Genomic DNA, 25,507 nt, shown 5'->3' with positions numbered 1-25,507 from the left:
CCGGCTCGTGACGCGGCGGCGTCCAGGGGTGCGGTTGTCGCCGGATTCACTGCGTCGCCGCGTCGAAGGCCGCGATCGCCCGGGCCAGCCCGCGCGCCCGGTCGTCCAGCAGCCGACCGCCCGACACGGCGTCGGCGGTGGAAGGGTCGTCCGTCGAGCCGCCGACCCGGGCCCACTCCCCGCGGCGTTCCACGGTGAGGCCCGGGTAGGGCGGGTTGTCGAACAGGGGTGGCGGTTCGACGGGCGTGCGGGCGGGCACGGGTGTGCGCACCAGGTCGGGACGGGCCGCCAGCATCAGTGATGTCTCGAACCAGCCTGCGTGCCCCGGGGTGACATCGGGGCGGCCCACCTCGCGCTCGGCCGCGGTGAGCGTCCAGTAGGAGCAGGCGGCGACGGTGGCCTCGGAGCGGAGGGCGAACCGCTTCACCGCCAGGCGCATGATCTCGTCGTTGCCGCCGTGACCGTTGACGACCAGGATGCGGCGGTATCCGCTGGTCACGAGCGAGTCCAGAAGGTCGTCCAGGACGGCGCCCAGGGTGTCGGCGGAGAGCGAGACTGCGGCGGCGAACAGGTGATGGGGGCTGTGCCCGAAGGGCAGGGCGGGCAGCAGCACCACCTTCGGACGGTGTGCCTCCTGGGCGAGCAGGTCCAGGGCCCGGTCGACGACCTCCTCGACCAGCAGTGTGTCGGTGCCCATGGGAAGGTGCGCGGCATGCTGTTCCTGCGACCCGATGGGCAGCAGGGCGATGCCGTCCTCGCCTGTCCGGCGCACCTCGCGCCAGGTCAGTTCGCTCAGTTTCGATTGGCTCACGGTGCTACCTCTGTGAAACGGGACCGTGGCAGAGTCGGCGCATGGTCCACAAACGTTCTCCGTTGCGACTGGTCCCCGAGGCCGTGGCGCAACCGACCGCACCTGCCGCATCGCAGCGGCTGGGCGCCGTCGAGCTGGTACCCGGTCGGGTCAGGGCGGCCGTGCTGTCCATGGCGGGTCGGATCCTGGAACGCATCGAGACCTCGTACGACGCCGCCTCCGCGACGCCGGCCGACATCGACACGGCGCTGACCGAAACCGCCGCGATCTTCGCCGCACACGAACTGACCGGGATCGGGGTGGCGGCCGCCGGGCTCGTGGACCCGCTCACGGGCCTGATCCTGGAGGTGAACGACGTACCCGGTCTGCACGGATACCCGGTGACGGAGCGGCTGGGCGAGCTGACCGGCACGAGCGTGCGGGTGGAGCACCGGGCACGGCTCCAGGTGCTCGGGGACCGATGGTTCGGCGCGGGGCGCGGGCGGCGCACCTTCGCCTCCGTCTCCACGGGTGAGGTCCTCGGGGTGGGGGTCCTCTACGACGGCGAGGTGCTGGCGCCACCCGGCGGCCGCAGCGGTGCGCACATGACGGTGTCGGCCAGCGGTGAGCGGTGCACCTGCGGCAACCGCGGCTGCTGGAAGACCGTCGCCACCACGGGCTGGCTGCGGGCCCGGGCACACACGGCGGGCCTCGGGGCCGAGACGTCGCTCGCGTCGCTGGTGAGCCGCGGCGACGAGCCGGCGGGACGGATCGTGGAGGAGTACGCGCAGAACCTCGCCCTGGGCCTGGTGAACGTGCAGCAACTCTTCGCACCCGGCCTCTTCATCCTGCACGGTGAGGCACGCGAGGGCGGTGAGGGCTTTCGTACGGTGGTGGAGCAGCGGCTGCGTGACGCCGTCGCCTTCGCGGGCGCGGAACAGCCGCGCGTGCTGGTGAGCGAGGCCGCCGTGGACGATGTGGCACTGCTCGGTGGCGCGGGGCTCGTACTCTCCAACCTGTAGGGGGCGGGTGGTCATCGGCTCCCTCCACCGGTGCCGGGCGCCCGTTCCGCTGCGCGGCGGCCTCTGCGCGGGTCGAGGACCGGTACCGCGTCGAGCAGTTGCCGCGTGTAGGGGTGCTGAGGGCGGTGGAACACCTGCGCCGCCTCGCCCACCTCGACCAGGCGGCCACGGCGCATCACCGCGACCCGGTCGGCCACCTGCCGTACGACGGCGAGGTTGTGCGAGACGAAGACATAGGTCAGACCCAGCCGCCGTTGGAGTTCTGCCAGCAGCTCCAGGACGGTGGCCTGCACGGACACGTCCAGTGCGCTGGTGGGCTCGTCGAGCACCAGGAGGCGGGGCCGGAGCGCGAGTGCGCGCGCGATCGAGACGCGCTGGCGCTGACCGCCCGAGAACTCGTGCGGGTAGCGGTCCTGGATGCCGGCATTCAGCCCGACGGCCTCCAGCAGCTCTCCGACCCGCTCCCTGGCATGTGCCCTGCCGCGCCGCCCGCGTACCGCCGGGTCATGGGTGATCAGCGGCTCGGCGACGATGTCCGTGATACGCATGCGCGGGTTCATGCTCGAGTACGGATCCTGGAGCACGACCTGCATCTGGCGGCGCACGGCGCGCAGTTCGGTGGCTGAGACGGTGGCGAGGTCCTGCCCGTCGAAGCGCACACTTCCCGCCGTGGGTTCGAGGAGCTTGAGCAGCAGCCGGGTCAGCGTGGTCTTGCCGCAGCCGGACTCGCCGACCAGGGCCAGTGTTTCGCCCTCCCGGACCTCGAGTGACACGTCGTCGACGGCCACGTTCACGTTCCTTCCACTGAACTCCTTGCGCAGTCCGCTGAGTTCGAGCAGTGGCCGGCCGGCAGCCACCGGCGTTCGGGTTTCGGGGCTCATGCCGCCTCCAATCGCGGGGTGACGGCCAGCAGCCTGCGGGTGTACTCGTCGGCCGGACGGTCGAACACCTCCAGGACGTTGCCGCTCTCGACGACCTCGCCCTTGTTCATGACCGCGACGCGGTCGGCGGTCTCCGCCACCACCGCGAGGTCGTGGGTGATCAGCACGACCGCCATGTCGTGCTTGTGCTGGAGGGTGACGAGGAGGTCGAGGATCTGGCGCTGCACGGTGACGTCCAGGGCGGTGGTCGGTTCGTCGGCGATCAGTACCCGCGGCCGGCCCACCAGCGCCGTCGCGATCATCACGCGCTGGCGCAGGCCGCCGGAGAGTTCATGCGGGTACTGGCGGTAGCGCAGGGCCGGATCGGGGATGCCGACCTCGTCCAGCGCGGCGAGCGCCGCCTCCCTGGCCTCGGCGCGGGACATGCCGGTGTGGTGCCTGAGGACCTCCGCCACCTGTGTGCCGACGTGCTGGAGGGGGTCGAGACTCGTCATCGGGTCCTGGAAGACCATGGCGATGTCGCGCCCTCTGATCCTGCCGAGCTCCCTCTCGGACAACGTGAGCAGATCGTGTCCGTCGAAGAGGATCTCGCCGCCCGTGTAGACGCAGGGAGGGGTCGGGTTCAGGCCCAGCACGGAGAGTGCGGTGGCGCTCTTCCCGCTGCCCGACTCGCCCACCACGGCGAGCGTTTCGCCGGCGTGTACGGCGAGGGAGACGTCCTGGACGGCGTGCACGACGGTGGTCGCGAGCCTGAAGTCGACACTGAGGTGCTTGATCTGCAGCAGCGGCTCGGCGTCCGCCGGCCGCGGGGACTGGTCGCGTGTCTGTCGGTCCATGGTCATCGTCGGTAGGCCTTCGGGTCCGCGACGTCCCGCAGGGCGTCGCCGGTGATGTTGATGGCGAGGGAGGTGAGCATCAGCGCGATGCCGGGGAAGACGGCGACCCACCAGGAGGTCCCCAGATAGAGCTGGCCGTCGGCGAGCATGGAGCCCCAGGTGACCGTCTCCTTGGGTACGCCGAGGCCCAGATAGCTCAGCGACGCCTCGGCGACGATGGCCGCGGCGACGTGCAGGGTCGCGATGGTGGCGAGCGGGGCCATCACATTGGGCAGCAGATGGCGGCGCATGATGGCGGTGTCGGTGACGCCGATCGCCCGGGCCTCGGTGATGAAGTCGCGCGAGCGCAACGACATCACCTCGGATCGCACCACGCGGGCGTAGGAGACCCAGCCGGTGAAGCCGAGGACGAGGATCACGTACCACAGGCCGGAGCCGAGGAAACCGACGATGGCCAGGGCCAGGAGCAGTGCGGGGAAGGCGAGTTGGATGTCGGCGAGCCGCATGAGGACCCGGTCGGCCCAGCCGCCGAAGTAGCCGGAGACCAGCCCCACGACGGTGCCGACGGCGCCGGCGAGCAGGGCGGCGCCGGCACCGACGAGCAGCGAGACACGTGCGCCGTAGATGACGCGGGAGAGCATGTCGCGGCCGAGCTGGTCGGTGCCGAGCGGGTGGGCCCCGCTGCCGCCGTCCTGCCAGACGGGTGGCCGCAGCCGCAGCAGGAGATCCTGTGCGTTCGGGTCGTAGGGTGCGATGAGGGGGGCGAACAGGGCCGCTGCCAGCAGGAGTGCGAGTACGGCGAGCGCCAGTACGGCGAGCCTGTTGCGCAGCAGTGCCCGCAGTACGACGGACCCGGAGCCGACGGGGGATGCCCCGGCGGGGACGTGGTCGGCCGCAGCCGGTGCCATGACGGTCATCGTGACGTCCTCACCCTCGGGTCGAGGAAGCTGTAGGAGAGGTCGACGAGCAGGTTCACCACGACGAAGGTGGTGGCGAAGAACAGAACGGTGGCCTGGACGAGGGGGAAGTCGCGATTGGAGATCGCCTCGATGGTCAGCTGTCCGACTCCCGGCCAGGAGAAGACGCGTTCGGTGAGGATCGCACCGCCGAGCAGACTGCCCACTTCGAGACCGACGACGGTCACCACCGGCAGTGAGGCGTTGCGCAGCCCGTGGGTGAGCACCACCTTCAGCGGACCGAAGCCCTTGGCCCGGGCACTGCGGATGTGGTCGGAGGACAGGACGTCGATCAACGAGGAGCGCAGCAGACGCGCGACGACGGCGACGGAGTAGACGGCGAGTGTGACGGCCGGCAGGACCAGATGGGCGAAGGTCCCGTACCCGGAGGCGGGCAGCGCGTGCAGTCCTACGGCGAAGACGAGGACGAGCAGGATGCCGACCCAGAACGGCGGTGTGGACTGGCCGAGCAGGACCCCGGTCATCACGGCGTGGTCGGAGCCTCGCCCACGGCGCATCGCGGCGAAGATGCCCGCCGGGATCGCGACGACGAGGGTCACGACCAGTGCGGCGGCGGCGAGTTCGACCGTGGCGGGCAGCCGGTCGGCGAGGATCCGGCTGACGGGCTGGTTGTAGACGAGGGAATTGCCGAAGTCGAGGCGGGGCAGCCCTCCGATGAAGTCGGCGTACTGCGTGAACAGCGGGCGGTCGAGGCCGAGGGAGGAGCGGAGCGCACTCTCCTGTGCGGCTGTGGCATCCGGCGGCAGCAGAAGCTTGACGGGATCGCCGGAGAGCCGCACCAGGAAGAAGGCCACCGTCGCCGTGCACAGCAGGACGAACACGGCGGTGCCGAGGCGCTTCAGAACGAACCACAGCAGCCGTGTCGCGTGGTGGTCGTGCCGTCGGCCGGCCGTCGCACCGGGCGGCGGCTCGAGGGTGATGTCGCTCATCGGGAGACCTCCGCACTCTCCATGGCGAGGACGCCGGCGGATCCCGGCTTCCAGCGGGGCCGGTCGTTGCGGGCGAAGATGTTGTCCATCTGGTAGAGGAAGACGAAGGGCGCTTCCTCGCGCATCAGGCGTTGCAGGTCGGAGAAGGCCTTTTTGCGTTCCGCGGGGTCCTGGGAGAGCTCTTCGACGTCGATGAGGCGGTCGGCCTCCTTCGAGTGCCAGCGGCTCTGCCGCCGGTCGTGGCGCACGTTCGACTGGACGATGCTCTCGCCGTCCAGCGTCCACACGGTGCTGGCCGCCAGATAGATCGGACCCAGCGCTCCCCGGTTGTCGGAGGTGAGCCGCGCGGCGTACGTCCCGGGGTCGAGGAGGTCGACCCGCGCGTGCACGCCCGCCCGGGCGAGGAGTCCCGAAAGGGCCTCCGCGACGTTGGAGTCGACGTTGGACGCGGTGAGCGTCGTGGAGAAGCCGTGCGGGTAGCCGGCGTCGGCGAGCAACGCGCGCGCGGTGCCCACGGAGCGGGTGAACGGCTTGACCGAGGGGTCGAAACCGAAGGCGCCGCGCGGGACGAGGGCGGGTGTCTCGGTGGCCTTGCCGTCGAGCACCGCCTTGATCAGCAGGGGCACGTCGACGGCGTGGTTGAGCGCCTGGCGCACACGACGGTCCTGGAGCGGGCCCTTTTCCAGGGTGTTCAAGGACAGATAGGAGGTGCGGATCCCCGTGAAGCCGTCCAGGGTGACACCGGAGTAGCCGTCGAGCTGCTGAGCGGCGTCCGGGGTGAGTCCGGCGACGAGATCGACGCCGCCGCTCTGGAGCGCGGCCAGGGAGGACGAGGCGTTGGGGGCCGGCGTGAAGACCAGGCCGTCGATGCCCGGGCGGCCCTCCCAGTGGTCGGTGTAGGCCCGCATGCGCAGCTCGTGGTCCCGCTGCCAGCTGACGAAGGTGAAGGGCCCGGTGCCGATGGGATGTTCGGCGAATCCGGCGTCACCCACCTCGGACAGATAGCGGGGCGGCACGACCACTCCACCGAACAGTGACAGCTTGGCGGGCAGGATCGGGTCGTGCACCGTGGTGTGGAGGTCCACGGTGAGCCGGTCGACGACGGTGACGTCCTTGACGTAACGGAGTTCGACGATCGGTGACTTCGTCGCGGGGGCGAGCAGTCTCCTGATGCTGAACGCGACGGCCTGCGCCTCGCACGGCTCACCGTTGTGGAAGGTCACCCCGGGCCGGATCCTGAACCGCCAGGTGTGCGCGTCCGTGGCCGACCAGGACAGGGCGAGCCTCGGGTGCAACCGGTTGTCCCGGCCGCGGGTGGTGAGCGTGTCGAACATGTTGATGAGGACGTTCATCGACACCATGTCGCCCTGCTTCTGCGGGTCCAGCGTCTTGGGGTCCCCCGGTTGGGAGACCCGCAGGACGTTCCCGGCGCGGGCTGCCGCGGGGGTGCCGCACCCGCTCAGAGACGTCGCTGCACCAAGAGCCCCGATCAGCAGACCACCCGTCCGCAGGACGTCGCGTCGGGGCAGATGGCCGCGGTCCACGATGCGCCTCTGACGTATTCGTTCCATTGAACAACACATCCGTTCCGTCAGATGGAATGCGGTTGCGCTAAACTAAGCGACATGGCGAAGGCGGTCAACAGTCGATCGGTCGAACCCGAACCGGTGAAGGGTCCTGTCGACAAGGCGATGGAGGTGCTCGAAGCGCTCGTCGAGCCCGGTGGTCCCCACCGGCTGGGCGAGATCGCACGGCGCACCGGGCTCACCAAACCGACGGTCCACCGGCTGCTGCGGACGATGGCGGACCACGGCTTCGCCGAACCCGCGGAAGGGGGCAGCTACCGCTCGGGTCCCCGGCTGCTGGGTCTTGCCGCGGCCGCCCTCAACGACGGCCGCGCCCTCGAGCTCGCCAGGCCCGTCCTCGCCGACCTGCGCCGGCGCACCGGGCACGTGGCGCTGTATGCCGTACGGCACGCGTCCGAGGCGGTGTACCTGGAGCAGTCGGAGCCGGCACGTGAGTACCGGATGAGCGCTCGGCCCGGCCGGCGTACCCCGCTGTACGCCTGCGGCGTGGGGCTCGCCATGCTCTCCGCCCTCTCCGGCCACGAAACCGATGCTGTTCTCCAGGCGGCGCCGCTCGAAGCCCGGACCCCGCACACACTCACCGATCCCGCCGCGCTTCATGAACTCCTCGCGGACGCGGCCCGGCACGGCTACGCCGTCGAGGACGAGTACGACGAGCCGGACGTGCGGTCGGTGGCGGCACCCGTCCTCAACGGGGACGGCCGGGTCGTGGGCGCGATCGGCATCTCGGGCCTGACGTTCACCATGACCCCTGAGAACGTGGAGGTGTTCGGGCCGATGGTGCGTGCCGCCGCCCGCACGGTTTCCGCCGGCCTCGGTGCGCGCACGCCGATGCTGGGCGTGGTGGACACGACCTCCCGGGGTGAGCGGGGATGAGCGCACTGGCCGAACTGCTCGCCACCGGACGCGAACAGCATGTCTACTCGGGCGCGGCCTGGTCCGTCGGCGGTGCGGACGGGCCGCTGGACCGGGGCTGGACGGGCACGCGCAGCTGGGGAGGGCAGGCGCTGGACGGCGGAGAGCTGTGGGATCTCGCCTCGGTGACAAAGCCGATCGTCGGCCTCGCGGTCATGGCGCTCGTCGAGCGCGGCACACTGACGCTCGACGACACCGTGGGCGCGCATCTGCCGGAATATCGCGACGGCGACAAAGCGGACCTGACGATACGTCAACTACTGACCCACACCTCGGGCATTCCCGGGCAGGTTCCGCTCTACCGCGACCACCCCACTCGCGCCTCCCTGCTCGAGGCCGTACGGCTGCTTCCCTTGACGGCGGAGCCGGGCACCCGCGTCCAGTACTCCTCGCAGGGCTTCATCATCCTCGGTTCGATCGCGGAGGCCGCGACCGGGCAACCACTGGATGTGCTGGTGGAACAGGTGGTGACCGCGCCACTCGGCATGAAGCACACGGTTTTCCGCCCCGACGCCGGGCGTCGCGCGCGGGCAGTGGCCACCGAGGACTGCCCCTGGCGCGGCCGCCTTGTCGTCGGGGAGGTCCATGACGAGAACGCGGCCGTGCTCGGGGGCGTCGGCGGTCACGCGGGCCTTTTCGCACCGCTGGAGGACATGGAACGGCTCGGCGCCGCACTCGCCGGTGGCGGCGGGGGGCTGCTGCGCCCGGAGACGCTCGCCCTGATGACCGCCGCGCAGACGAACGGCCTCGCGCTGCGGCGTACGCTCGCGTGGCAGGGCCAGGATCCGATCGGCTCGCCCGTCGGAACCGCGTTCGGCCCCGACTCGTACGGCCACACGGGATTCACCGGTACCAGCCTCTGGGTCGACCCCGCCGCGCAGCGTTATGCCCTGCTCCTGACCAACCGTGTGCACCCGAGCAGGGACGGAGACGGAATCACCGCCGTACGGCGTGCGTTCCACACCGCCGCCGCGACGTTGCCCTCTCGGGCCGGCTGAAGGCCACGACCGTCACGAGGCCGGGTCGGGGTCCGCACGGGATCGGGGAAAGCCGGTCCATCGGGCGCGGACGGCCGGGTGGCCGACCAGGACCGCGCGACTGCCCGGGCGTACCTCCCCGCTGACGCGGGGAGGTACCGAAGGAGACGGTTGCCTCCCCCTCCCGGCAGGATCCCGGACAGATGTGAGGTCAGCCCCCGCTCTTTCGCCGGAACGAGCGCTGGCTCGCGGCCGGGCCGTGCGCGCCGCGGACCTTCGACGCGTTGGTGTTCGCTGCGAGCGCCGCGGCCTTGGCCTGCATGCCGCGTTTACGTGCCAGGGCCTCGCGGAACTTGTCCTTCAGTTCATGCCGGTCCTGACCTTCGGCATCCAGGTCGGGGCCTTCGGTGTCGGCCGGCTCCGAACCTTCCTGACGTGGAGACTCTGCAGTCATGGTGACCTCCTGGGTTCGGGCAGATGGTAAGCACAGCTTGTCATGCCGTTCGGCGCGTGGGTGCCCGCGCCGGGCGTCGTCGTTGCCGGTGACGGGCTCAGCCGCTTGTCCCGCCCGGGGTGTCCTACCGAGCGGGTGCCGTCCGGACTCCGTCTGACCGAGCGACGATGCCGGCGGCCGTCACTCGGCCGAGGGCGTGTCGAACTTCGCGCGGGGTCGGGGACGCCGGTCGCGTGCCCTGCACACGGAAGATGCGGTACTCGGCCGGGCCACTACTGCACCGCGTGGACCGCGGCCGAGAACACCGGAGGCATCCACGACGCCGCGGGCACGATCAGGCGGCCGGTGCCGGGACGGCGGCTCGCGGCCAGCAGAGCACCGGTCAGCATCCGGTGGCGCCGGGTCAACCGGGCCCAGGCACGCTCGTAGTCGAGCGGTCGCCCGGCGGCCAGGCAGTGGACGGCGGCCCCGGCCGTCGCCAGTGCGAGGGCGACGCCCTCACCGGTGAGGGCATCGAGGTAGCCGGCGGCGTCGCCGACGAGCAGTACACGACCGGCGGTTCTGCGTCGCACCCGTTGCCGCAACGGTCCGGCGCCGCGAACCTCCGTCGCGGCCGGGCCGCACAGCGACGCGGTGAGGGCAGGGAAGCCCGCCAGGTGCCCGTCGTAGCCGAGGCGGGTACGGCTGAGGACCGCGACGCCCACCAGGTCGTCGTCGACCGGCGTCACATAGGCCTCGCCGTGCCTGGCCCAATGCACCTCCACGAAGTTCGTCCACGGCTCGACGCGATAGTGCCGCCGCAGTCCGTAGCGGCCGTGGGGGCGGGCCGGCAGTTCCAGTCCCAGGCTGCGGCGTACCGGGGAGTGCAGTCCGTCGGCGGCGATCAGCCAGCGAGCCGTGGTTCCGGCGGCGGTCACCGTGTCCGCGTTCTGGTGTACCTCGACGACCTTGCCCGGCAGCATGCGCACGCCGAGGCCGAGCGCCCGCCGGTGCAGCGCGGAGTGCAGCGCCGTACGGCGGATTCCCAGCCCGCTTCGCCCACGGAAGGACGCCTCGGCGCACGTGCCGCCCTCCATGTAACGGATGCCGCGCAGTTCACGGCCGGTGACCTCGACGCCCAGCGTCCGCAGCGCGGCGACACCACCGGGCATGATTCCCTCCCCGCAGGCCTTGTCCACGGGCGCGGTCCTGGGTTCGATGACGACCGCCTCCAGGCCGGCGAGCGCGGCGTGGATGGCGGCGGCCAGCCCGGCGGGTCCGCCGCCGGCCACCAGGACGTCGATCATGCCGGCGCCGGCCTGGTCGTGGCGGCGAGCGCCCGGTTCTCGCAGCGGATACGCACGGTGAGCAGGGCGGCGTCGAGTGAGGTGAAAAGGGCTGCGGTGACCCAGGCGGTGTGCACCAGCGGCAGGGCCAGGCCCTCGGCGACGACGGCCGCATAGTTCGGGTGGCGCAGCCACCGCCACCGATAGGGGCCGCTCGTCACCAGCGGCAGGCCGGGCACGACCATCACCCTTGTGTTCCAACGGGGCCCCAGAGTGCGGATGCACCACCACCGTAGTGCCTGGGCGCCCGCCAGCACGGCCAGCATCGGCCAGGCCAGGGCGGGCACGAAGGGCCGTTCCATCAGCCATGCCTCGGCAGGACAGGCGACAAGCAGGCCGGTATGGAGGGCGACCATCGCAGCGTAGTGGCCCTGCCCGGCCACGATCGCGCCGCGGGCCGTGCTCCACCGTCGGTTGCGGCGGGCGACGACGAGTTCGGCCACCCGCTCGCCGGCGACGGCGGCCACCAGCAGTCCGTACCAGATCATGGGTCCTGTGTCCTTCGTCGGTTCGGAACTACCAGCGCAGCAGCACGAGTTCGCAGGCGAAGCCGGGGCCCATCGCCAGCAGCAGGCCCGGGGTGCCCGGCGGCGGGCGGCGCTCGGCCAGGGTGTCGCTCAGCACGTGGAGCACCGACGACGAGGACAGGTTGCCCACGTCGGCCAGGTGACGCCATGTCACATCGAGGGCGTCGGCGCTCAGGTCGAGGGCCTCGGAGACGGCCCCGAGGACCCTGGGGCCGCCGGGGTGGCACACCCAGGCAGTGACGTCCTTGGGCTTCAGGCCGTGGTCGCCGAGGAATCCCTCGACGTCATCTGCGAGGTAGCGGCGTACCAGGTCGGGAAGTTGCGGATCGAGGACGACCTGGAAACCGGAGCTCTTGATGTCCCACCCCATGATCTGCCCGGTGTCCGGATACAGGTGGCTGCGGGTGTCGACGATCGTCGGACCGAGGGTCGCGTCCGGATGGTCCGCGCCGTAGGCGATGACGGCGGCGGCGCCGTCGCCGAACAGCCCGGTGGCGACCAGATTGGCCATGGAGGCGTCGTCGCGCTGGAAGGTGAGCGAGCACAGTTCGACCGACAGCAGTACCGCCACATGGCCGGGACGGCCCAGCAGGTAGTCGTGCATACGGGCCAGGCCGGCGGCGCCACCGGCGCAGCCCAGGCCGAAGAGCGGCAGTCTGTGGACGTCGGGCCGCAGTCCGAGGCGGCCCACCAGCCGTGCGTCGATCGAGGGGGTGGCGATGCCGGTGACGGAAGTGAAGATCAGCAGGTCGACATCGGCCGTGGCGAGACCGGCCGTGCGCAGTACGGCTCGCACCGCCTTGGCCCCCAGGTCGGTGGCCGCGGTGATGAAGACGTCGTTGGCGGCGCCGAATCCGTCCAGCGTCCCGTACCGTTCCAGCGGCAGCGTCATGTGGCGCGAGCCGACCCTCGTGCTGCGGTGCAGCCGGTCCAGGACCCGGCGGTCGCCGTTCTCGGGCAGGCAGGTGCGGGCGACCATGTCGGTGATCTCGGACTGGCTGTGACGGTGGGGTGCGAGGGCACCGTGAACGGCGGCGATCCGCGTCATGTGGTTCCTGTGCGGCTGTCGACTGGGGTGAGTTGCTCTGCACCTTTTCCCCGGACTCGGGCCCCGGCACCATGGATCGCCCGTCCGGCCGCTCGCCCCGGGGCGCGTGCTTGAGCCGGTCGGGCGCCGGGACGCCTACGATCGGCCCGGTGAGCACTCCTGAGCGGTCGACGGACGGCGGCGCGGCCGCGGTGTGGGCCGGTCGGGCAGGCGGCCTGGCGGGGGCGTGCCACCCCGGGCCCGTCATGGCGGTCACCGCGTTGACCGCTGCCCTGGCCGTGACCGCCGGCCAGGGCGCCACGCGCAGTGTCCTGACCGCCGCCGCCGTCCTGACCGGGCAACTGTCCGTCGGCTGGTGCAACGACGCGTTCGACGCGCGCCGGGACATCGCCACGGCCCGCCGTGGCAAACCTGTCGTCGACGGCGCGGTGAGTGTGACCGAGGTGTGGGTGGCCGCCTACGCCGCGCTGGCGCTGTGCGTGCCGTTGTCGTTCGCCTGCGGCCTGTGGGCGGGTGCCGTTCATCTCGTGGGAGTGGCGGCGGCCTGGGCGTACGACCTGCGGCTCAAGGCGACGGCGTGGTCCTGGGTGCCGTACGCGGTGGGTTTCGCCTCGCTTCCGGCGTTCGTGGCGTTGGGGCTGCCGGGGCGGCCCTGGCCTGCCTGGTGGGTCGTCACGGCCGGGGCGCTCCTGGGGGTCGGTGCCCATCTGGGCGATGTGCTGCCGGACATCCACGAGGATCTGGCGACGGGTGTACGGGGATTTCCGCACCGGTTGGGCCCCGACGGGGTGCGGCTGCTGCTGCCGGTTCCGCTGGCGGCCGCGTCCGCCGTCCTGGCGCTGGCGCCCGCCGGATCAGCCGGTACGTGGGGAGTGGCGGCGCTCGGGGTAGCGGGCCTGTCCGCGGTGGCCGGGACAGTGATGGGACGCCGCCGCGAGCGAGCGGCATTCGCGGCAGCGGTTGCCGTGGCGGTGGTGGACGTGGCGCTACTACTGGTCCGCGGCACCGGGATCGCATGACCGGTCTGCCTCGCCGACGAACTCGCTTCGAACGCTGCGGCCAGAGGCGGAGTTCTTGTTTCCTGCCATGGTCGCCGTCGGCCAGAAATGCTGTTTCTGGGCGTGCCCACGTCGCGGTTCATGCTGCGGCTTTCGGCGGCCTGAGTGGCACGTCCTCGCCTCGCATCGACCACATCTGCAAGTGCAGGGAGTTCGGCATCGAGTCGCAGCGGCGCGGCCACCCTGGCTCCGTGCAGCGGGCCGTGGCTGACGTCGGGGGAGGGCGTGGCCGGAGACAGACGTGCGGTGCGTGTGGGGCGGTGACAAGTCTTCGGTCGACCTTCTGCCGGGTTCCATCGTGCGGTCCCGCCCCGGGAGCCGTGGGACGATTGCCCGTTTCGTCACTCGCCGGGAACGGCACCGCCTGGTCACGCTGCACGAAAAGCTCTCGGAGGGTCGAGATTACCCGTGAACGAGGAGAAGAGAGAGGCTGGAGGAGGAGCGCCGGTCACCCACCTGCCTGCGATCTCGGACTCCAAGTTCGGGAGGGGGCCGCTCGGCCGGGCGTCGGGGGAGCCGCCAGGCCCCCACAGCGACGGCGTGTCACCTGAAAGGACAACGGGGGGCGGCCGAGGTGCTGCGCGGGTGCGGGCGGTTGTGTCCGACTGCCCGGGGACCACTGGCCGTTGGCTCTTCGCTGGGGATGTCACCTTCATCGTTGGAGTCTCAGCGCGTTCACCGTTGTGCCATCCGTTGATGACGGTGGCAGCGGCACTCTCCAGTCGACGGAGGTCATCAGGGCTGCGGGCCGAAGAGATCGGCAGGGGCTCTGCCCAGGGAGGGCGATATCTGTGCCGGTGACATGAGAAATAGGTGCGGGACACGGCGAGTATTCCTCAATCGTCGACCGTAGTGGAATTATCGACCGGGCAGCGCCGGTCACTGCCGTGCTACTGTCGATCTCAGTTGCAGGTGTGGTTGCCAGAAGATTAATTTCCGACGGGGTGATCATCACGGCGACACGGAATTTCGCACAGGGCGAGTTCCTGGCACCGCCTCCGAAGGAGAAATGACATGGCCACTGGCACCGTGAAGTGGTTCAACGCGGAAAAGGGCTTCGGCTTCATCGAGCAGGACGGCGGCGGCCCTGACGTCTTCGCCCACTACTCGAACATCGCCGCCCAGGGCTTCCGTGAACTGCAGGAGGGCCAGAAGGTGTCGTTCGACATCGCGCAGGGCCAGAAGGGCCCGACGGCCGAGAACATCGTGCCCGCCTGACACTGGCGCTGACGCATACTTCGCAGCTGGGGCCCGCACCTCTGGGGGTGCGGGCCCCAGCTCGCTGCATTTCAGGGCGTGCGACGGGAAGGCTCCGCCACATCACCGGCCGGTGAAACATTCCCCAACGCCCCGAATCGCCCCCGATCGTTTTGAGCTCGTCTCGAAATTCTCTGCGCTGCTCACCTGCTGCGGGAATTCCTTGCTACGTGCCTCATCAAGGAAGGTCCCGCATGAAGCGCGCGCGCACACCCCGCACATATGACCGCTTCGAAGGAGGCTCCGGCACCGACCGCTCCCGTGGTCCCCGCCGTTCCGAAGGCTACGGCAATCGACGGGCCGGACGGGCCGTACAGGGCGAGTTCGCGCCGCCGAAGACGATCACGCCCGCGTTGCCCGCCGTCGGGTCGTTCGCCGATCTCGCCATGCCTGCACGGCTGTTGGCCGCGCTCGGCCACGAAGGCGTGACCGTACCGTTCCCGATCCAGGCGGCGACCCTGCCGAACTCCCTGGCCGGTCGTGATGTACTCGGCCGTGGCCGCACGGGCTCGGGCAAGACCCTGGCCTTCGGCCTCGCCGTGCTGGCCCGCACAGCGGGGCGGCGTGCCGAGCCACGGCAGCCGCTCGCCCTCGTCCTCGTTCCCACCCGCGAGCTCGCCCAGCAGGTCACCGACGCGCTGACTCCGTATGCCCGCTCCGTGAGCCTGCGGCTGGCCACCGTCGTCGGCGGGATGTCCGTCGGCAGGCAGGCCGGTGCGCTGCGCGCCGGGGCCGAGGTGGTCGTCGCGACGCCCGGGCGGCTCAAGGATCTCATCGACCGGGGCGACTGCCGGCTGGACGATGTCGGCATCACGGTGCTCGACGAGGCCGACCAGATGGCCGACATGGGCTTCATGCCCCAGGTCACCGACCTGCTCGACCAGGTGCGTCCCGGTGGGCAGCGGATGCTCTTCTCGGCCACCCTGGACCGCAATGTAGACGTGCTGGTCCGCCTCTACCTGACAGACCCGGTGGTCCATTCCGTCGACCCGTCGGCGGGCGCGGTCACCACGATGGAGCACCACGTGCTTCATGTGCACGACGCTGACAAGCATCGGACGACCATCGAGATCGCGGCGCGAGACGGTCGAGTGATCATGTTCCTCGACACCAAGCACGCGGTCGACCGACTGACCGAGCACCTGCTGAACAGCGGTGTTCGCGCCGTTGCCCTGCACGGTGGCAAGTCCCAGCCGCAGCGCACGCGGACCCTGGCCCAGTTCAAGAGCGGTCATGTGACGGTACTGGTGGCGACCAACGTCGCGGCGCGCGGGATCCACGTCGACAACCTCGACCTGGTCGTCAATGTGGATCCGCCCAGCGACCACAAGGACTATCTGCACCGAGGCGGTCGTACGGCCCGCGCCGGCGAGTCCGGCAGCGTCGTCACTCTGGTGACGCCTGATCAGCGGCGCGGTATGAGCCGGCTGATGGCTTCAGCAGGCATCACCCCCCGTATTGCCCAGGTACGTTCGGGCGAGGCGGAGCTGAGCCGCATCACAGGTGCCCAGGCCCCTTCCGGCATCCCGGTCGTCATCACCGCGCCGGCCGTGGAACGTTCCCGCGGCAGGTCTTCCTCGCCCCGGAGCCGTCGGCGTCACGCCGGACAGGGCCGGACCGTGGGCGAAGCGGCGCGCCGCGGGACACAGCGGCGAACCAGCTTCGGCTCGGCCGCCTAGAGCCGCCTTGATCACCAGCCCATCCTTTTCCGGTAGGAGGCACCTATGGCGACGGCTCAGCCGCAGTACCACCAGGTAGCGGATCGCTTCCCCAGGGCCGTGGTCGACGAGAGGGACGCGTCCGGACCCAGGGTCCGTGACGACATGACGGTCGAGGTGGCTCTGTCCCTCATGGCCGGTGCCCGTGTCGATCACCTCGTCCTGTGCGACGGGGACGACCAGAGCACGGGGCTGATCACCCTGGCCCGACTCGCTGTTCTCCGCGACAGCCCGGCCTATACGGACCGGATCCGTCTGAGGGACATCCTCGGCGGACCGTTCACCTCGCCCGTCGCTCGGCCGGGCGCCGTCCTCACCCCCGCCGGTCGATCCTCCTCAGCCCATCAGCCCGTTCTCCTTCCTCTCTGCGAGGCATCATGCGCTGTCTCATCGCTCGGCCCCCGTTCGAGCTGACCAAGAACGGGGTGCTGGCCTCGGTGAGTGGCATTACGCCCGAGCTCGTCACGGGTGAGTCCGCGGCCATCGCCCGCCGCCGCTACCCGGCCAGGCAAGTAGGCCAGGTGATCACCCGACAGGGCCGCGGCGACTTCACCAGCGGCAAAGGCATCCGGGCCTGACCGCTTCGGCTTCACCTGCCCCGAGAGTGCGCCCGGTGGGTATCCCGGGCCCGCTCCAGACCGGGTCGTTGCTGCTCGCCGGCACCGCATCCCCGGATGTGTGAGGACAGGCGGAACACCCTCACAGGCGACCCGGTGAGAGCCCTGCCGACGCGCGTCGGCAGGGCCCTCAGGCGGACCCGATCCCTCAGGACCGCCGCCACACGTACCCTCACCTGCGCATCGGCCTGTTCGGCCCTGCCTCCGGCATGAGGCGTCTGCCGGAGCGACAAGAGGCGACTGCCCCGGCCAAGCGTGAGGGACCGGTCCACGCCCTCACCACCCACGGCGACTTACTCCAGCCGTTATCGCAAGCCGCAGGATGGTTGTGACGACCACATAACAAAATCTGCTCTTGTCGCAGTAGACATTAGCTCGCGGCGTGGTTAATGTTTTGCCGTTGACGCGCTCAGGCGAGATCCGGCAGACACGAACTGGCGGGTAGCACTACCTGAAGTTCGCAGGACGGTGCCCCTCTGGAGCTGCGAAGCCAATGTTTTCGCGGAACGGTGGCGGGGCTGAGCCGCATGGGGCAGCCCGCAGGTCGCGGGGCTGTCAACAGCAGTACCGCAGTACCCATTCACGAAGTGGTTGGTTCAGAGGAAGGGCGAAGGAGCAGACGCCACCAGCATCGCACGGCCCGGGAAGCTCTCGGTCCAGGTACCGAAAGGCCCCGGAATGGATGGTGGTCCTCGGTCACGCAGCCGCGATCCCCGCAGACCCGCCCTTGCCCGGCCGGGCAGCGGAAACAGAAGGTCGGCAGAGCATTGGGCCGACAGATGGTGTTTCATTTCCTTCGGGGCCCTGGTGCCGTATGGCACCAGGGCCCCTCGATGCGTTGCATAACGAGGTGACATGGCAGCAGATACTCCACTCGGCGATCGTCTGGACGACGACGACTACCCCGCCTACACCATGGGCCGGGCCGCCGAAATGCTCGGCACCACCCCTACATTCCTCCGAGCCATCGGTGAGGCTCGTCTGATCACTCCGCTGCGCTCGGAAGGCGGACATCGCCGGTACTCCCGCTACCAACTGCGGATCGCCGCCCGCGCCCGCGAGCTCGTCGACAGAGGAACCCCGATCGAGGCTGCGTGCCGCATCATCATCCTTGAGGACCAGCTTGAGGAGGCTCAGCGCATCAACGCCGAGTACCGCCGTGCCGCGAACGAAGCGTCCGAAAGTCCCGATCCCGGTTCGGGCTGATCGCTTGAGCGCGGACAGGGGAAAGGAAACCGTCTTTCGCGGACCTGGAGATGAATTCTTCTTACGCAGTGCACTCGGCGTGCTCGTAGCGGCGGCTACGGTCAACGGCTCAGCCGAGGGTGGCCACCTTGCTGCGGACGGTCTTCGCCGCACATCCTCATCAGCATCCGCAGGCGGGCGAACGGGAGTTCGCGACGGTGGGGCAGGAGAAGGGAGGGGCCCCGCGCGGCCCCGCTCACTCCTGGCCACGGAGCCGAGTCGGCCGGTCCTGCTGGGTCGTGCGGCGCTGGTATCGCTCCAGCACTCAGTGGACGTGCTTGCGGATGATCCGTCTCGGGTGATCCAGCACCGGGCAGACCAGACGTCGGACTTGTACCGAAAGCCGGGACGACGTCAGACGTTGGGGTCCTGGCGGTGGCGGCACGCCGGAGACGACGCCCTCGTGCCACCGCGCCCGTTCCGTGTTCTGGAGCTGGTTCCGGGAACGTGAGCACCACCGGCATCGTCACTCCACGGTCTCCGCTCACGGCACGGGCAGGCGCAGGGCAAGCAGGGCGATGTCATCGGTGCCGCCGGGAGACATCCGGGCCGGCAGTTCGTCGCACAGAGTGTCCAGCGGTTCGTGGGCGAGGGAGAGCGCATGGCCACGGAGCCGGCCCAAGCCGGTGTCGAGATCGCTGCCGGGGACCTCGATCAGGCCGTCGGTGTAGAGCAGGAGTGTGGCCCCGGGCGGTAGCTTCTGGACGGCGCTCGGCCGAGGATCCATGGCCCCCAGGCGCGCTCCGAGGAGCAGTCCCTGCCCGTTTTCGAGGTACCGCGCGTTCCCGTCGGGGGTAAGCAGTAGAGGCGGCGGGTGCCCGGCACTGGTCCAGTGCAGGGTCCAGGGTCCCGCGGGCGGGCCTTCCAACCGGGCGAGGACGAGGGTGGCCATCGACACGATGGTGATGGCGGGCATGGCCTCGTCGAGGCGGTCCACGACGGCGCCGGGCGGTCCGGTGTGGTCCCAGGCGAGGGAGCGCAGGATGCCGTGCAACTGCGCCATCCCCGCCGCGGCGGTCAGATCGTGGCCCACGACGTCGCCGACAACCAGGGCGAGCGTGCCGTCCCTCAACGTGAATGCGTCGTACCAGTCGCCACCGACCTGCGAGCCGGCCGGAGCGGGCTGGTACCGGGCGGCCAGCTGGATCCGGCCGTGCCGGGGCAGCGGGGGGAGGAGGTTGCGTTGCATGGCCTCGGCGACCGCGCGCTGACGGCCGTACCGGCGGGCGTTGTCGATGACCAGGCCGACCCGGCGGCCGATGTCGCTCACCACGTCCACATCGCCGGTGTCGAAGGGATGTGCTGGGTCGGTGCGCACCAACGTCAGGGCACCGGTGATGTGGCGTCCGGCACCCAACGGCACCACGAGGGCGGATGTCGCGCCGGTAGCCCTGAGAAAGGCGCCCTGGACGGTGGCCAGGGGGGAGTCGGGCGGCGCCTCCACGTCCGCCCGGTCCTGCAGGACGGGATCGCCTCCGTTCAGCACCTGAACCAGTGGTGAGCCGGTCGTCCCCGTGCCGGGTGGAACGGGACCGCGCCAGTCCTCCTGTCGGGCGTCACGGCCCTCGGGGCCGGTCACCGCCACCCGGTGCACCTGACGGGAGCCGACCCGGAGGTCCACCGCAGCCCAGTCGGCCAGGCGGGGCACCAGAAGTCGGCCCAATCGGGCGAGGGCCTCGTCGACCTCCAGGGTCTGACCCAGTACGTCGGTAATCTCCGTGACGAGTGTCAACCGTGCAGTGAGACTCTCCAGAGCAGTCGTATGGGCGGCGCGTTCCGCCTGTTCCGCACGCTCTGCGCGTTCCCACAGTCTGCCGCGGTGTGGGACGGTTTCGGCGATCAGTACTACCACGCCCTTCACAGTGCCGCCCTGCGTCAAGGGCGACGCCGACCAGGAGACCGAGACCAGCCGTCCGTCACCGCGCAGGCAACTGTCGTCGTCGCCGCGTGCCGAACGCCCCTCCACCAGTGCCCGTCGCAGCGGGCAGCGCTCTCGCGGGATCCGGGCGCCTACCGGATCCCGATGGCACAGGTCATGCAGGTCCTGCCCGTACATCGCGGCTGCCGCGCGCCCCAGCAGTCGCTCGGCAGCCGGGTTGACCGCGACGATCCGCCCCTCCGGGTCCGCGACGGCCACGGCCATGCCCAACTGCTCAAAGACCTGCTGCCACAGACCGGGCTCCGCCCCTGACAGCCGCCACGCGCGCTCACCGCCGAGCCTCATGCCTTCCACCGCGCCGCCCTTCACCTCACGGAACAAGGCACCCGTAGGGGCCTCGGCCCCAGCTGGCCACGGAAGCACCGGTGCCCTATGGCCCCGGGAAAGGACCGGCCGCATGGCCCACCGGACGATTCGCTGCGCGATCGTCGCCCGTCGGCCGGTACAGCCGTTCGCCCTGGTGTCCCACGCACGGGTGCACTCCGTCGTAGTGACCCATCACCCGCCGGTCCACGTCAGGGCCGAACGGGCCGGTGTGATCGGTTCCGGTGTCGACTTTCCGTGTGCCTATCGGTGTGTATTCGCCATTCATCACTCTTTATACCGGAGAGTGAAGAATGCCCAACATCCCTGCGTGCCCACAGACCCTCGAGCAGGCCGGGTGCGTCGCCACCCGCAGCGAGGGTGTACGCATAGACCACCGGCTCACGGGCGAGGAGGTCGCCCAGCTCTTCTTCCTGCTGCCGGAGGGCGCCGAGAGAGCCCGCCGTTGCCGCAGGCCGCACCACATGCTCGAACGGCGGCCAGCCGAAGTGCCGGTGACCACGGGAGGGACCGCATGACCCACCTTCCCGCGCCGCATCCCGGTCTGGCCGGCGGCCCCGTCTATCTCGACTACAACGCGACCACGCCCGTCGACCCGCGTGTCGCCGAGGCGATGCTGCCGCACCTGACCCGCTTCTTCGGCAACCCGTCCAGCGGCCACCCCTACAGCGCGCAGCCCCGCAGTGCCCTGGCGCAGGCCCGCGCCCAGGTGGCCGCGCTGATCGGCGCCCGCCCGGACGGGATCGTCTTCACCGCGTCCGGGTCCGAGGCGGACCTGCTCGCACTGCGCGGCGCCGTCCTCGCCTCCGGGAGCCGCCGCCCGCACCTCGTCACCCAGGCCACCGAACATCCCGCGGTCCTCGCCTCGTGCCGGGCCCTGGAGCGGCTGTACGGCGCCCGGGTCACCGTGCTGCCCGTCGACGGCGAAGGCCTCGTCGACCCCGGTGCCCTGAGCGAAGCCCTGAGGCCGGACACCGTGCTGGTGTCGGTGATGGCCGCCAACAACGAAACCGGCGCCCTCCAGCCGATCCCCGAACTCGCCGCCCGCACCCACGCCCACGGCGCCCTGTTCCACTGCGACGCCGCCCAGGCCGCAGGAAAGATCCCGCTCGACGTCACCGGCCTCGGCGTGGACCTGCTCACCGTCGTCGGCCACAAGATGTACGCGCCCAAGGGAATCGCCGCCCTCTGGGTGCGTGCCGGCGTACGGCTGGAGCCGGTCGTCTACGGCGGAGGCCAGGAGCACGGACTGCGCGCCGGCACCGAGAACACCGCCCTCGCCGTCGCCCTCGGCGCGGCGGCTCGACTCGCCGCCGACGAACTCTCCGACGGGGCCCCGTCCCGGATCCGGGCGCTCCGCGACGAACTGCACGCCCGCCTCGCCCACGCCCTGCCCGGCCGCGTGCACCTCAACGGCCCGGACCTGCGGCGACTGCCGAACACGCTCAACGTCGGCATCGACGGCACGCGCGGACACGAGGTTCTTCGAGCGGCCTCCGACATCGCCGCCGCCACGGGCTCCGCCTGCCACAGCGGCACCCACACCCCCTCGCCCGTTCTGACCGCCATGGGTCAGGACCCCGACCGGGCCCTCGGGGCGCTGCGGCTGACGCTGGGCCGCTGGAGCACGGCGCAGGACGTCGCGACCGCGGCCCGCGTACTCGTCCGCGCCGTCCCGGCAGTCGCCGGGAGCAGCCGTTGAGCACGCCGTCGCCACCGAGCGGGCCGGCCCGCAGGCCCTCCCCGCCCGACCGGCAGCGGCTGCCTCGGCACCCGACGCCGGACGCCCGGCCGAGACGCTCCGCCCCACCGCATCGCCGCGACCGAGTCCCCTGCGGGCCCGCACCATGGACACGGACGCCGGGGTAGCATCCGCCGAGTTCCGGGCGGTCGCCGCCCCACGTCGGCTGCGTCATCGCCCACGGTCGACTACTTTGATAAAGCACCTGGTCAGAGGGTAGGAAGCCAGCCGAACGCACCGGGGACGCGCCATGACCGGCCTGATCGTCATTCTGCTGCTCGTGGTTCTGGCCACGGCCGTGGCGACCGGTGCCCGGCGCTGGAGCCTGCCCGCCCCCTCGCTTCTCGTGGTCGCCGGACTGCTCGTCGGGCTGCTGCCCTGGGTTCCCGAAGTCCGCCTGCCGCCGCACGTGATCAACGTGCTGGTGCTGCCGCCCCTGCTCTTCGCCGCGGCCGGCGACATCTCCGTCCGCGATCTGCGCACCGTCTGGCGGCCCGTGACCGGCTTGGTCTTCGGCCTGGTCGTCGCCTCGGCCGTCGCCGTCGGATACGTCGCGCGGGCGATCACCCCGCTCACCACCGCGACCGCGTTCATCCTCGGCTCGGTCCTCGCCAGCACCGACCCCGTCGCCGTCACCGCGCTCGGCCGGCGCCTTTCCCTCCCCCCGCGCGTGCAGGCCATGGTGCAGGCGGAGAGCCTGTTCAACGACGCCACGTCCCTGGTCCTGTACAAGGTCGCCGTGGCCACCGTGGTGTCCGGCAGCGCGGTCACCGTGTCCGGGACCGTCGAGCAGTTCCTGATCCTTGCGGGCGGAGGGGCCCTCGTCGGAGCGGCGGTCGCCGGGGTGGTGACGCTCATCCGCAAGCGGACCGAGGACCCCGTGCTGGAGACCGTCATCGCGCTGGTCACCCCGTACGCCTCGTACGTCGTCGCGGAGCAGTCGCACGCCTCCGGCGTGACCGCCGTCATCGTCGCCGGGGTCGTTCTCGGCAGCACCGGTCGCAGGTTCAGCAACGCCCCCATCCGCCTCCAGGTCCACGCCGTCTACGACACGGTGACGTTCCTGCTGGAGAGCGTCGTCTTCGCGCTCATCGGCCTCGAACTTCCCTCCGCCGTCCGTCAGCTCGCGCACGACGAGCGGGGCTGGCCGCTGTGGGTGCCGGTGCTCGCCCTGACGGTGCTGGCGATCCGCCTGCTGTGGCTCTTCCCGCTGTCCGCCCTGATCCGGTACCGGAAACAGGAGGGGGACGGTCGGCCCTCCTGGCGCGTTCCGGCCGTCCTGTCCTGGGCGGGTACGCGGGGCGTCATGCCGCTGGCCGCGGCGCTGGCCATTCCCCTGACCACCCACACGGGAGCGCCCCTGCCGCACCGGGCGCTCATCCTCACCCTCACCACCGGGACCATCGCGGTCACCGTGGTCTTCCAGGGGTTCACCCTCGCCCCCGTGGTCCGGCGTTCCGGCATCGCCCTGGAGCCGGAGCACACCGCCCGGGAGGAGGCCCGGACGCGTCGGCACATCGCGAAGGCCGCTCTCGAAGAGCTCAGACAGCTGGGCGACCTGGATCGACTCGCCGATCTGGGCGCCGCCTCCGAGTCCGCCCTGAAACAGGCGCGTCGCCATCTGGAAGCGCGTATCCGCCAGGCCGAGGACGCCCACCACACCGACCCGGACGCCCGTCCGGCCGACGCCTACCGCGAGATCCGCCGGACACTCATCGCCATCGAGGCCGCCGAACTCCAGCGCCTCTACGAAGCGAACAAGATCAGCAACGCCACCCGCCGGCGGATCCAGCGCGAACTCGACCTCGAGGAGAGCAGCCTGCGTGCCGACGGCTGACCCCGGACCCGACTGTGCATACCCGGGCCCTCGCCCTGCCGCGGACCCGCAGCACGGCGAGAGCCGTGGTCAGCCCTGCCGCTGGGGAACCAGCGCGCCCTTCACCCACCAGCCCCAGCCGTCCGCCTGCCGGTGGCCGGACTGCGTCAGCCGCACGTTGTCGGTCTCGGGTGCCCACATCAGGGACGTGACCCGCCGATCAGTGACACGACGCCCATGGTCGTTTCGGTCTGCTGACGGTCGCGGCCCCGACCCGGGACGCGCCCGCAGGTCTTACGAACCTCTGACGCGCCCGCGCCGTGCGCTCGCGGTGCGGGCCTGCGACCGTACCGTCGGTGGCATGTTGATCCTGGTCACCGGAGGCGCGGGCTTCATCGGCTCGCATGTCGTCGCCGCCCTCACCGGCGCCGGGCACGAGGTGCGCGTGCTCGACGCCTTGTTGCCCACCGCGCACCGCACGGCCCCACCGATCCCCGACCGGGCGGACTTCAGGCGTGCCGACGTCCGCGACGCGGCGGTCGTGGCCGAGGCTCTGCGGGGAGTGGACGCCGTCTGCCACCAGGCGGCGATGGTCGGACTGGGCAGGGACTTTGCCGACGCCCCCGCCTATGTGGGATGCAACGACCTGGGCACCGCGGTACTGCTGGCCGGCATGGCCGAGGCCGGGGTGCGGCGCCTGGTGCTGGCGAGTTCGATGGTGGTCTACGGAGAGGGACGCTACGAGTGCCCCAGGCACGGTGTCGTGGGGCCGGGGCCGCGCCGGGTGGCCGATCTGGAGGCCGGGTACTTCGAGCCGCCGTGTCCGAGTTGCGGTGAGTCGTTGGTCCCGGGGCTGGTGGGCGAGGACGCCCCGCTTGATCCGCGCAACGTCTACGCCACGACCAAGCTCGCGCAGGAGCACCTCTCCTCCGCGTGGGCGCGTGCGGTCGGCGGGCGGACGATCGCACTGCGGTACCACAACGTGTACGGCCCCGGGATGCCGCGGGACACCCCTTACGCGGGTGTCGCCTCGCTGTTCCGGTCCGCACTGGAGCGCGGTGAGGCGCCACGCGTGTTCGAGGACGGCGGCCAGCGGCGGGACTTCGTGCATGTGCGGGACGTCGCCGAGGCCAACCTCGCCGCCCTGGACGGCCTGTCCGGCCTCCCGGAAGGAAGCGCGCGGGCGTACAACGTCGGCAGCGGCGAACCGCACACGGTGGGCGAGATGGCCGCCGCGCTGGCCGAGGCGCACGGCGGGCGGCCACCGGTCGTGACGGGGGAGTACCGGCTCGGCGACGTCCGCCACATCACCGCCTCCTCGCGCCGGTTGCGCGAGGAACTCGCCTGGAAGCCGCGGGTCGCCTTCCGGGAGGGAATGGCGGAGTTCGCCACGGCCCCACTGCGCGCCGGCTGAGGAATCCTTCGACGTGCCGCGGAATCCCCTGTGCGTCGTCCGCACCGGCGGCGCTCGGATCGCCGGCGTGCGAGGGCAGCCGGCGAGGCCCTTCCCGCGTGGAGCGGCCGG

The 25,507-nt window shown here is 71.0% G+C and carries 24 protein-coding genes; 13 read left to right on the top strand and 11 right to left on the bottom strand.

Features of this window, described 5'->3' with window-relative positions; genetic code table 11:
* Positions 1–46 precede the first annotated feature (46 nt).
* The gene (locus ACSHXN_RS09185) at positions 47–811 is read right to left on the bottom strand and encodes a creatininase family protein (protein ID WP_355138531.1); all 765 of its coding nucleotides are present in this window, start codon (positions 809–811) and stop codon (positions 47–49) included.
* Between the two features lie 41 nt (positions 812–852).
* On the opposite strand from ACSHXN_RS09185, the gene ACSHXN_RS09180 reads away from it, so the two are divergent.
* The gene (locus ACSHXN_RS09180; protein ID WP_403843023.1) at positions 853–1,812 is read left to right on the top strand and encodes an ROK family protein; all 960 of its coding nucleotides are present in this window, start codon (positions 853–855) and stop codon (positions 1,810–1,812) included.
* An 11-nt stretch (positions 1,813–1,823) separates the two neighbouring features.
* Here the strand turns inward: ACSHXN_RS09180 and ACSHXN_RS09175 are convergent, their stop codons facing one another.
* From ACSHXN_RS09175 to ACSHXN_RS09155, 5 genes are read right to left on the bottom strand one after another with little or no spacing between them, the layout of a single operon-like run.
* Positions 1,824–2,693, bottom strand: coding sequence for an ATP-binding cassette domain-containing protein (locus ACSHXN_RS09175; protein WP_438302909.1), 870 nt, complete (start codon positions 2,691–2,693; stop codon positions 1,824–1,826).
* The gene (locus ACSHXN_RS09170) at positions 2,690–3,535 is read right to left on the bottom strand and encodes an ATP-binding cassette domain-containing protein (RefSeq protein ID WP_438302908.1); all 846 of its coding nucleotides are present in this window, start codon (positions 3,533–3,535) and stop codon (positions 2,690–2,692) included. Before ACSHXN_RS09170 ends, ACSHXN_RS09175 begins: the two co-directional genes overlap by 4 nt.
* Positions 3,532–4,446 (bottom strand): ABC transporter permease, encoded by a 915-nt coding sequence (locus ACSHXN_RS09165; protein WP_355138537.1) that lies wholly within the window; start codon positions 4,444–4,446, stop codon positions 3,532–3,534. Before ACSHXN_RS09165 ends, ACSHXN_RS09170 begins: the two co-directional genes overlap by 4 nt.
* Complete coding sequence (locus ACSHXN_RS09160) at positions 4,443–5,435, bottom strand: ABC transporter permease (protein WP_438302907.1); 993 nt, start codon at positions 5,433–5,435, stop codon at positions 4,443–4,445. The genes ACSHXN_RS09165 and ACSHXN_RS09160 overlap by 4 nt, the downstream gene beginning before the upstream one ends.
* On the bottom strand, positions 5,432–7,006 hold the full coding sequence (locus ACSHXN_RS09155) for an ABC transporter substrate-binding protein (RefSeq protein WP_356109495.1): 1,575 nt from the start codon (positions 7,004–7,006) through the stop codon (positions 5,432–5,434). The genes ACSHXN_RS09160 and ACSHXN_RS09155 overlap by 4 nt, the downstream gene beginning before the upstream one ends.
* A gap of 54 nt (positions 7,007–7,060) precedes the next feature.
* On the opposite strand from ACSHXN_RS09155, the gene ACSHXN_RS09150 reads away from it, so the two are divergent.
* Positions 7,061–7,897, top strand: a complete 837-nt coding sequence (locus tag ACSHXN_RS09150; protein WP_355138543.1) for an IclR family transcriptional regulator — start codon at positions 7,061–7,063, stop codon at positions 7,895–7,897.
* A complete protein-coding gene (locus ACSHXN_RS09145) occupies positions 7,894–8,934 on the top strand; it encodes a serine hydrolase domain-containing protein (RefSeq protein WP_438302906.1) in 1,041 nt (346 codons plus the stop codon). Before ACSHXN_RS09150 ends, ACSHXN_RS09145 begins: the two co-directional genes overlap by 4 nt.
* 190 nt (positions 8,935–9,124) lie before the next feature.
* Here the strand turns inward: ACSHXN_RS09145 and ACSHXN_RS09140 are convergent, their stop codons facing one another.
* The 4 genes from ACSHXN_RS09140 to ACSHXN_RS09125 all read right to left on the bottom strand — a co-directional run bounded on the left by ACSHXN_RS09140 (position 9,125) and on the right by ACSHXN_RS09125 (position 12,267).
* Positions 9,125–9,367, bottom strand: coding sequence for a DUF5302 domain-containing protein (locus ACSHXN_RS09140; RefSeq protein WP_355138547.1), 243 nt, complete (start codon positions 9,365–9,367; stop codon positions 9,125–9,127).
* 272 nt (positions 9,368–9,639) lie between these two features.
* Positions 9,640–10,653 (bottom strand): NAD(P)/FAD-dependent oxidoreductase, encoded by a 1,014-nt coding sequence (locus tag ACSHXN_RS09135; RefSeq protein ID WP_438302905.1) that lies wholly within the window; start codon positions 10,651–10,653, stop codon positions 9,640–9,642.
* A complete protein-coding gene (locus ACSHXN_RS09130) occupies positions 10,650–11,180 on the bottom strand; it encodes an isoprenylcysteine carboxyl methyltransferase family protein (RefSeq protein ID WP_355138551.1) in 531 nt (176 codons plus the stop codon). The genes ACSHXN_RS09135 and ACSHXN_RS09130 overlap by 4 nt, the downstream gene beginning before the upstream one ends.
* A gap of 28 nt (positions 11,181–11,208) precedes the next feature.
* Entirely contained in the window at positions 11,209–12,267 is a 1,059-nt protein-coding gene (locus ACSHXN_RS09125; protein WP_355138553.1) for a type III polyketide synthase, read from the bottom strand.
* A 149-nt stretch (positions 12,268–12,416) separates the two neighbouring features.
* Here ACSHXN_RS09125 and ACSHXN_RS09120 point away from each other — a divergent pair, with 149 nt between their 5' ends.
* The 6 genes from ACSHXN_RS09120 to ACSHXN_RS09095 all read left to right on the top strand — a co-directional run bounded on the left by ACSHXN_RS09120 (position 12,417) and on the right by ACSHXN_RS09095 (position 18,123).
* Positions 12,417–13,286, top strand: coding sequence for a UbiA family prenyltransferase (locus ACSHXN_RS09120; protein WP_438302904.1), 870 nt, complete (start codon positions 12,417–12,419; stop codon positions 13,284–13,286).
* Positions 13,287–14,339: 1,053 nt separating this feature from the next.
* Positions 14,340–14,543: a cold-shock protein gene (locus ACSHXN_RS09115; RefSeq protein WP_030939356.1), complete on the top strand. Its 204-nt coding sequence runs from the start codon at positions 14,340–14,342 to the stop codon at positions 14,541–14,543.
* Positions 14,544–14,776: 233 nt separating this feature from the next.
* A complete protein-coding gene (locus ACSHXN_RS09110) occupies positions 14,777–16,261 on the top strand; it encodes a DEAD/DEAH box helicase (RefSeq protein ID WP_438302903.1) in 1,485 nt (494 codons plus the stop codon).
* A gap of 45 nt (positions 16,262–16,306) precedes the next feature.
* Positions 16,307–16,714: a CBS domain-containing protein gene (locus ACSHXN_RS09105; RefSeq protein WP_438302902.1), complete on the top strand. Its 408-nt coding sequence runs from the start codon at positions 16,307–16,309 to the stop codon at positions 16,712–16,714.
* Positions 16,715–16,737: 23 nt separating this feature from the next.
* The gene (locus ACSHXN_RS09100; RefSeq protein ID WP_438302901.1) at positions 16,738–16,878 is read left to right on the top strand and encodes an SCO5918 family protein; all 141 of its coding nucleotides are present in this window, start codon (positions 16,738–16,740) and stop codon (positions 16,876–16,878) included.
* Between the two features lie 894 nt (positions 16,879–17,772).
* The gene (locus ACSHXN_RS09095) at positions 17,773–18,123 is read left to right on the top strand and encodes a helix-turn-helix domain-containing protein (protein WP_355138563.1); all 351 of its coding nucleotides are present in this window, start codon (positions 17,773–17,775) and stop codon (positions 18,121–18,123) included.
* A gap of 523 nt (positions 18,124–18,646) precedes the next feature.
* Here ACSHXN_RS09095 and ACSHXN_RS09090 read toward each other — a convergent pair.
* On the bottom strand, positions 18,647–20,422 hold the full coding sequence (locus tag ACSHXN_RS09090; protein ID WP_355138565.1) for a SpoIIE family protein phosphatase: 1,776 nt from the start codon (positions 20,420–20,422) through the stop codon (positions 18,647–18,649).
* Between the two features lie 296 nt (positions 20,423–20,718).
* On the opposite strand from ACSHXN_RS09090, the gene ACSHXN_RS09085 reads away from it, so the two are divergent.
* From ACSHXN_RS09085 to ACSHXN_RS09070, 4 genes are all read left to right on the top strand, one after another.
* Positions 20,719–20,943, top strand: coding sequence for a hypothetical protein (locus ACSHXN_RS09085; protein WP_356109521.1), 225 nt, complete (start codon positions 20,719–20,721; stop codon positions 20,941–20,943).
* Positions 20,940–22,127, top strand: a complete 1,188-nt coding sequence (locus ACSHXN_RS09080; RefSeq protein ID WP_383355391.1) for a cysteine desulfurase family protein — start codon at positions 20,940–20,942, stop codon at positions 22,125–22,127. Before ACSHXN_RS09085 ends, ACSHXN_RS09080 begins: the two co-directional genes overlap by 4 nt.
* Before the next feature lie 289 nt (positions 22,128–22,416).
* Positions 22,417–24,003, top strand: a complete 1,587-nt coding sequence (locus ACSHXN_RS09075; RefSeq protein ID WP_355138571.1) for a Na+/H+ antiporter — start codon at positions 22,417–22,419, stop codon at positions 24,001–24,003.
* A 340-nt stretch (positions 24,004–24,343) separates the two neighbouring features.
* Entirely contained in the window at positions 24,344–25,396 is a 1,053-nt protein-coding gene (locus ACSHXN_RS09070) for an NAD-dependent epimerase/dehydratase family protein (RefSeq protein WP_438302900.1), read from the top strand.
* Positions 25,397–25,507 lie beyond the last annotated feature (111 nt).

The organism is Streptomyces sp. HUAS TT11, from assembly GCF_051553595.1.
GTDB lineage: Bacteria > Actinomycetota > Actinomycetes > Streptomycetales > Streptomycetaceae > Streptomyces.
Note: the sequence above shows the minus strand (reverse complement) of the source record. Positions and strands in the feature narration are given on the sequence as shown.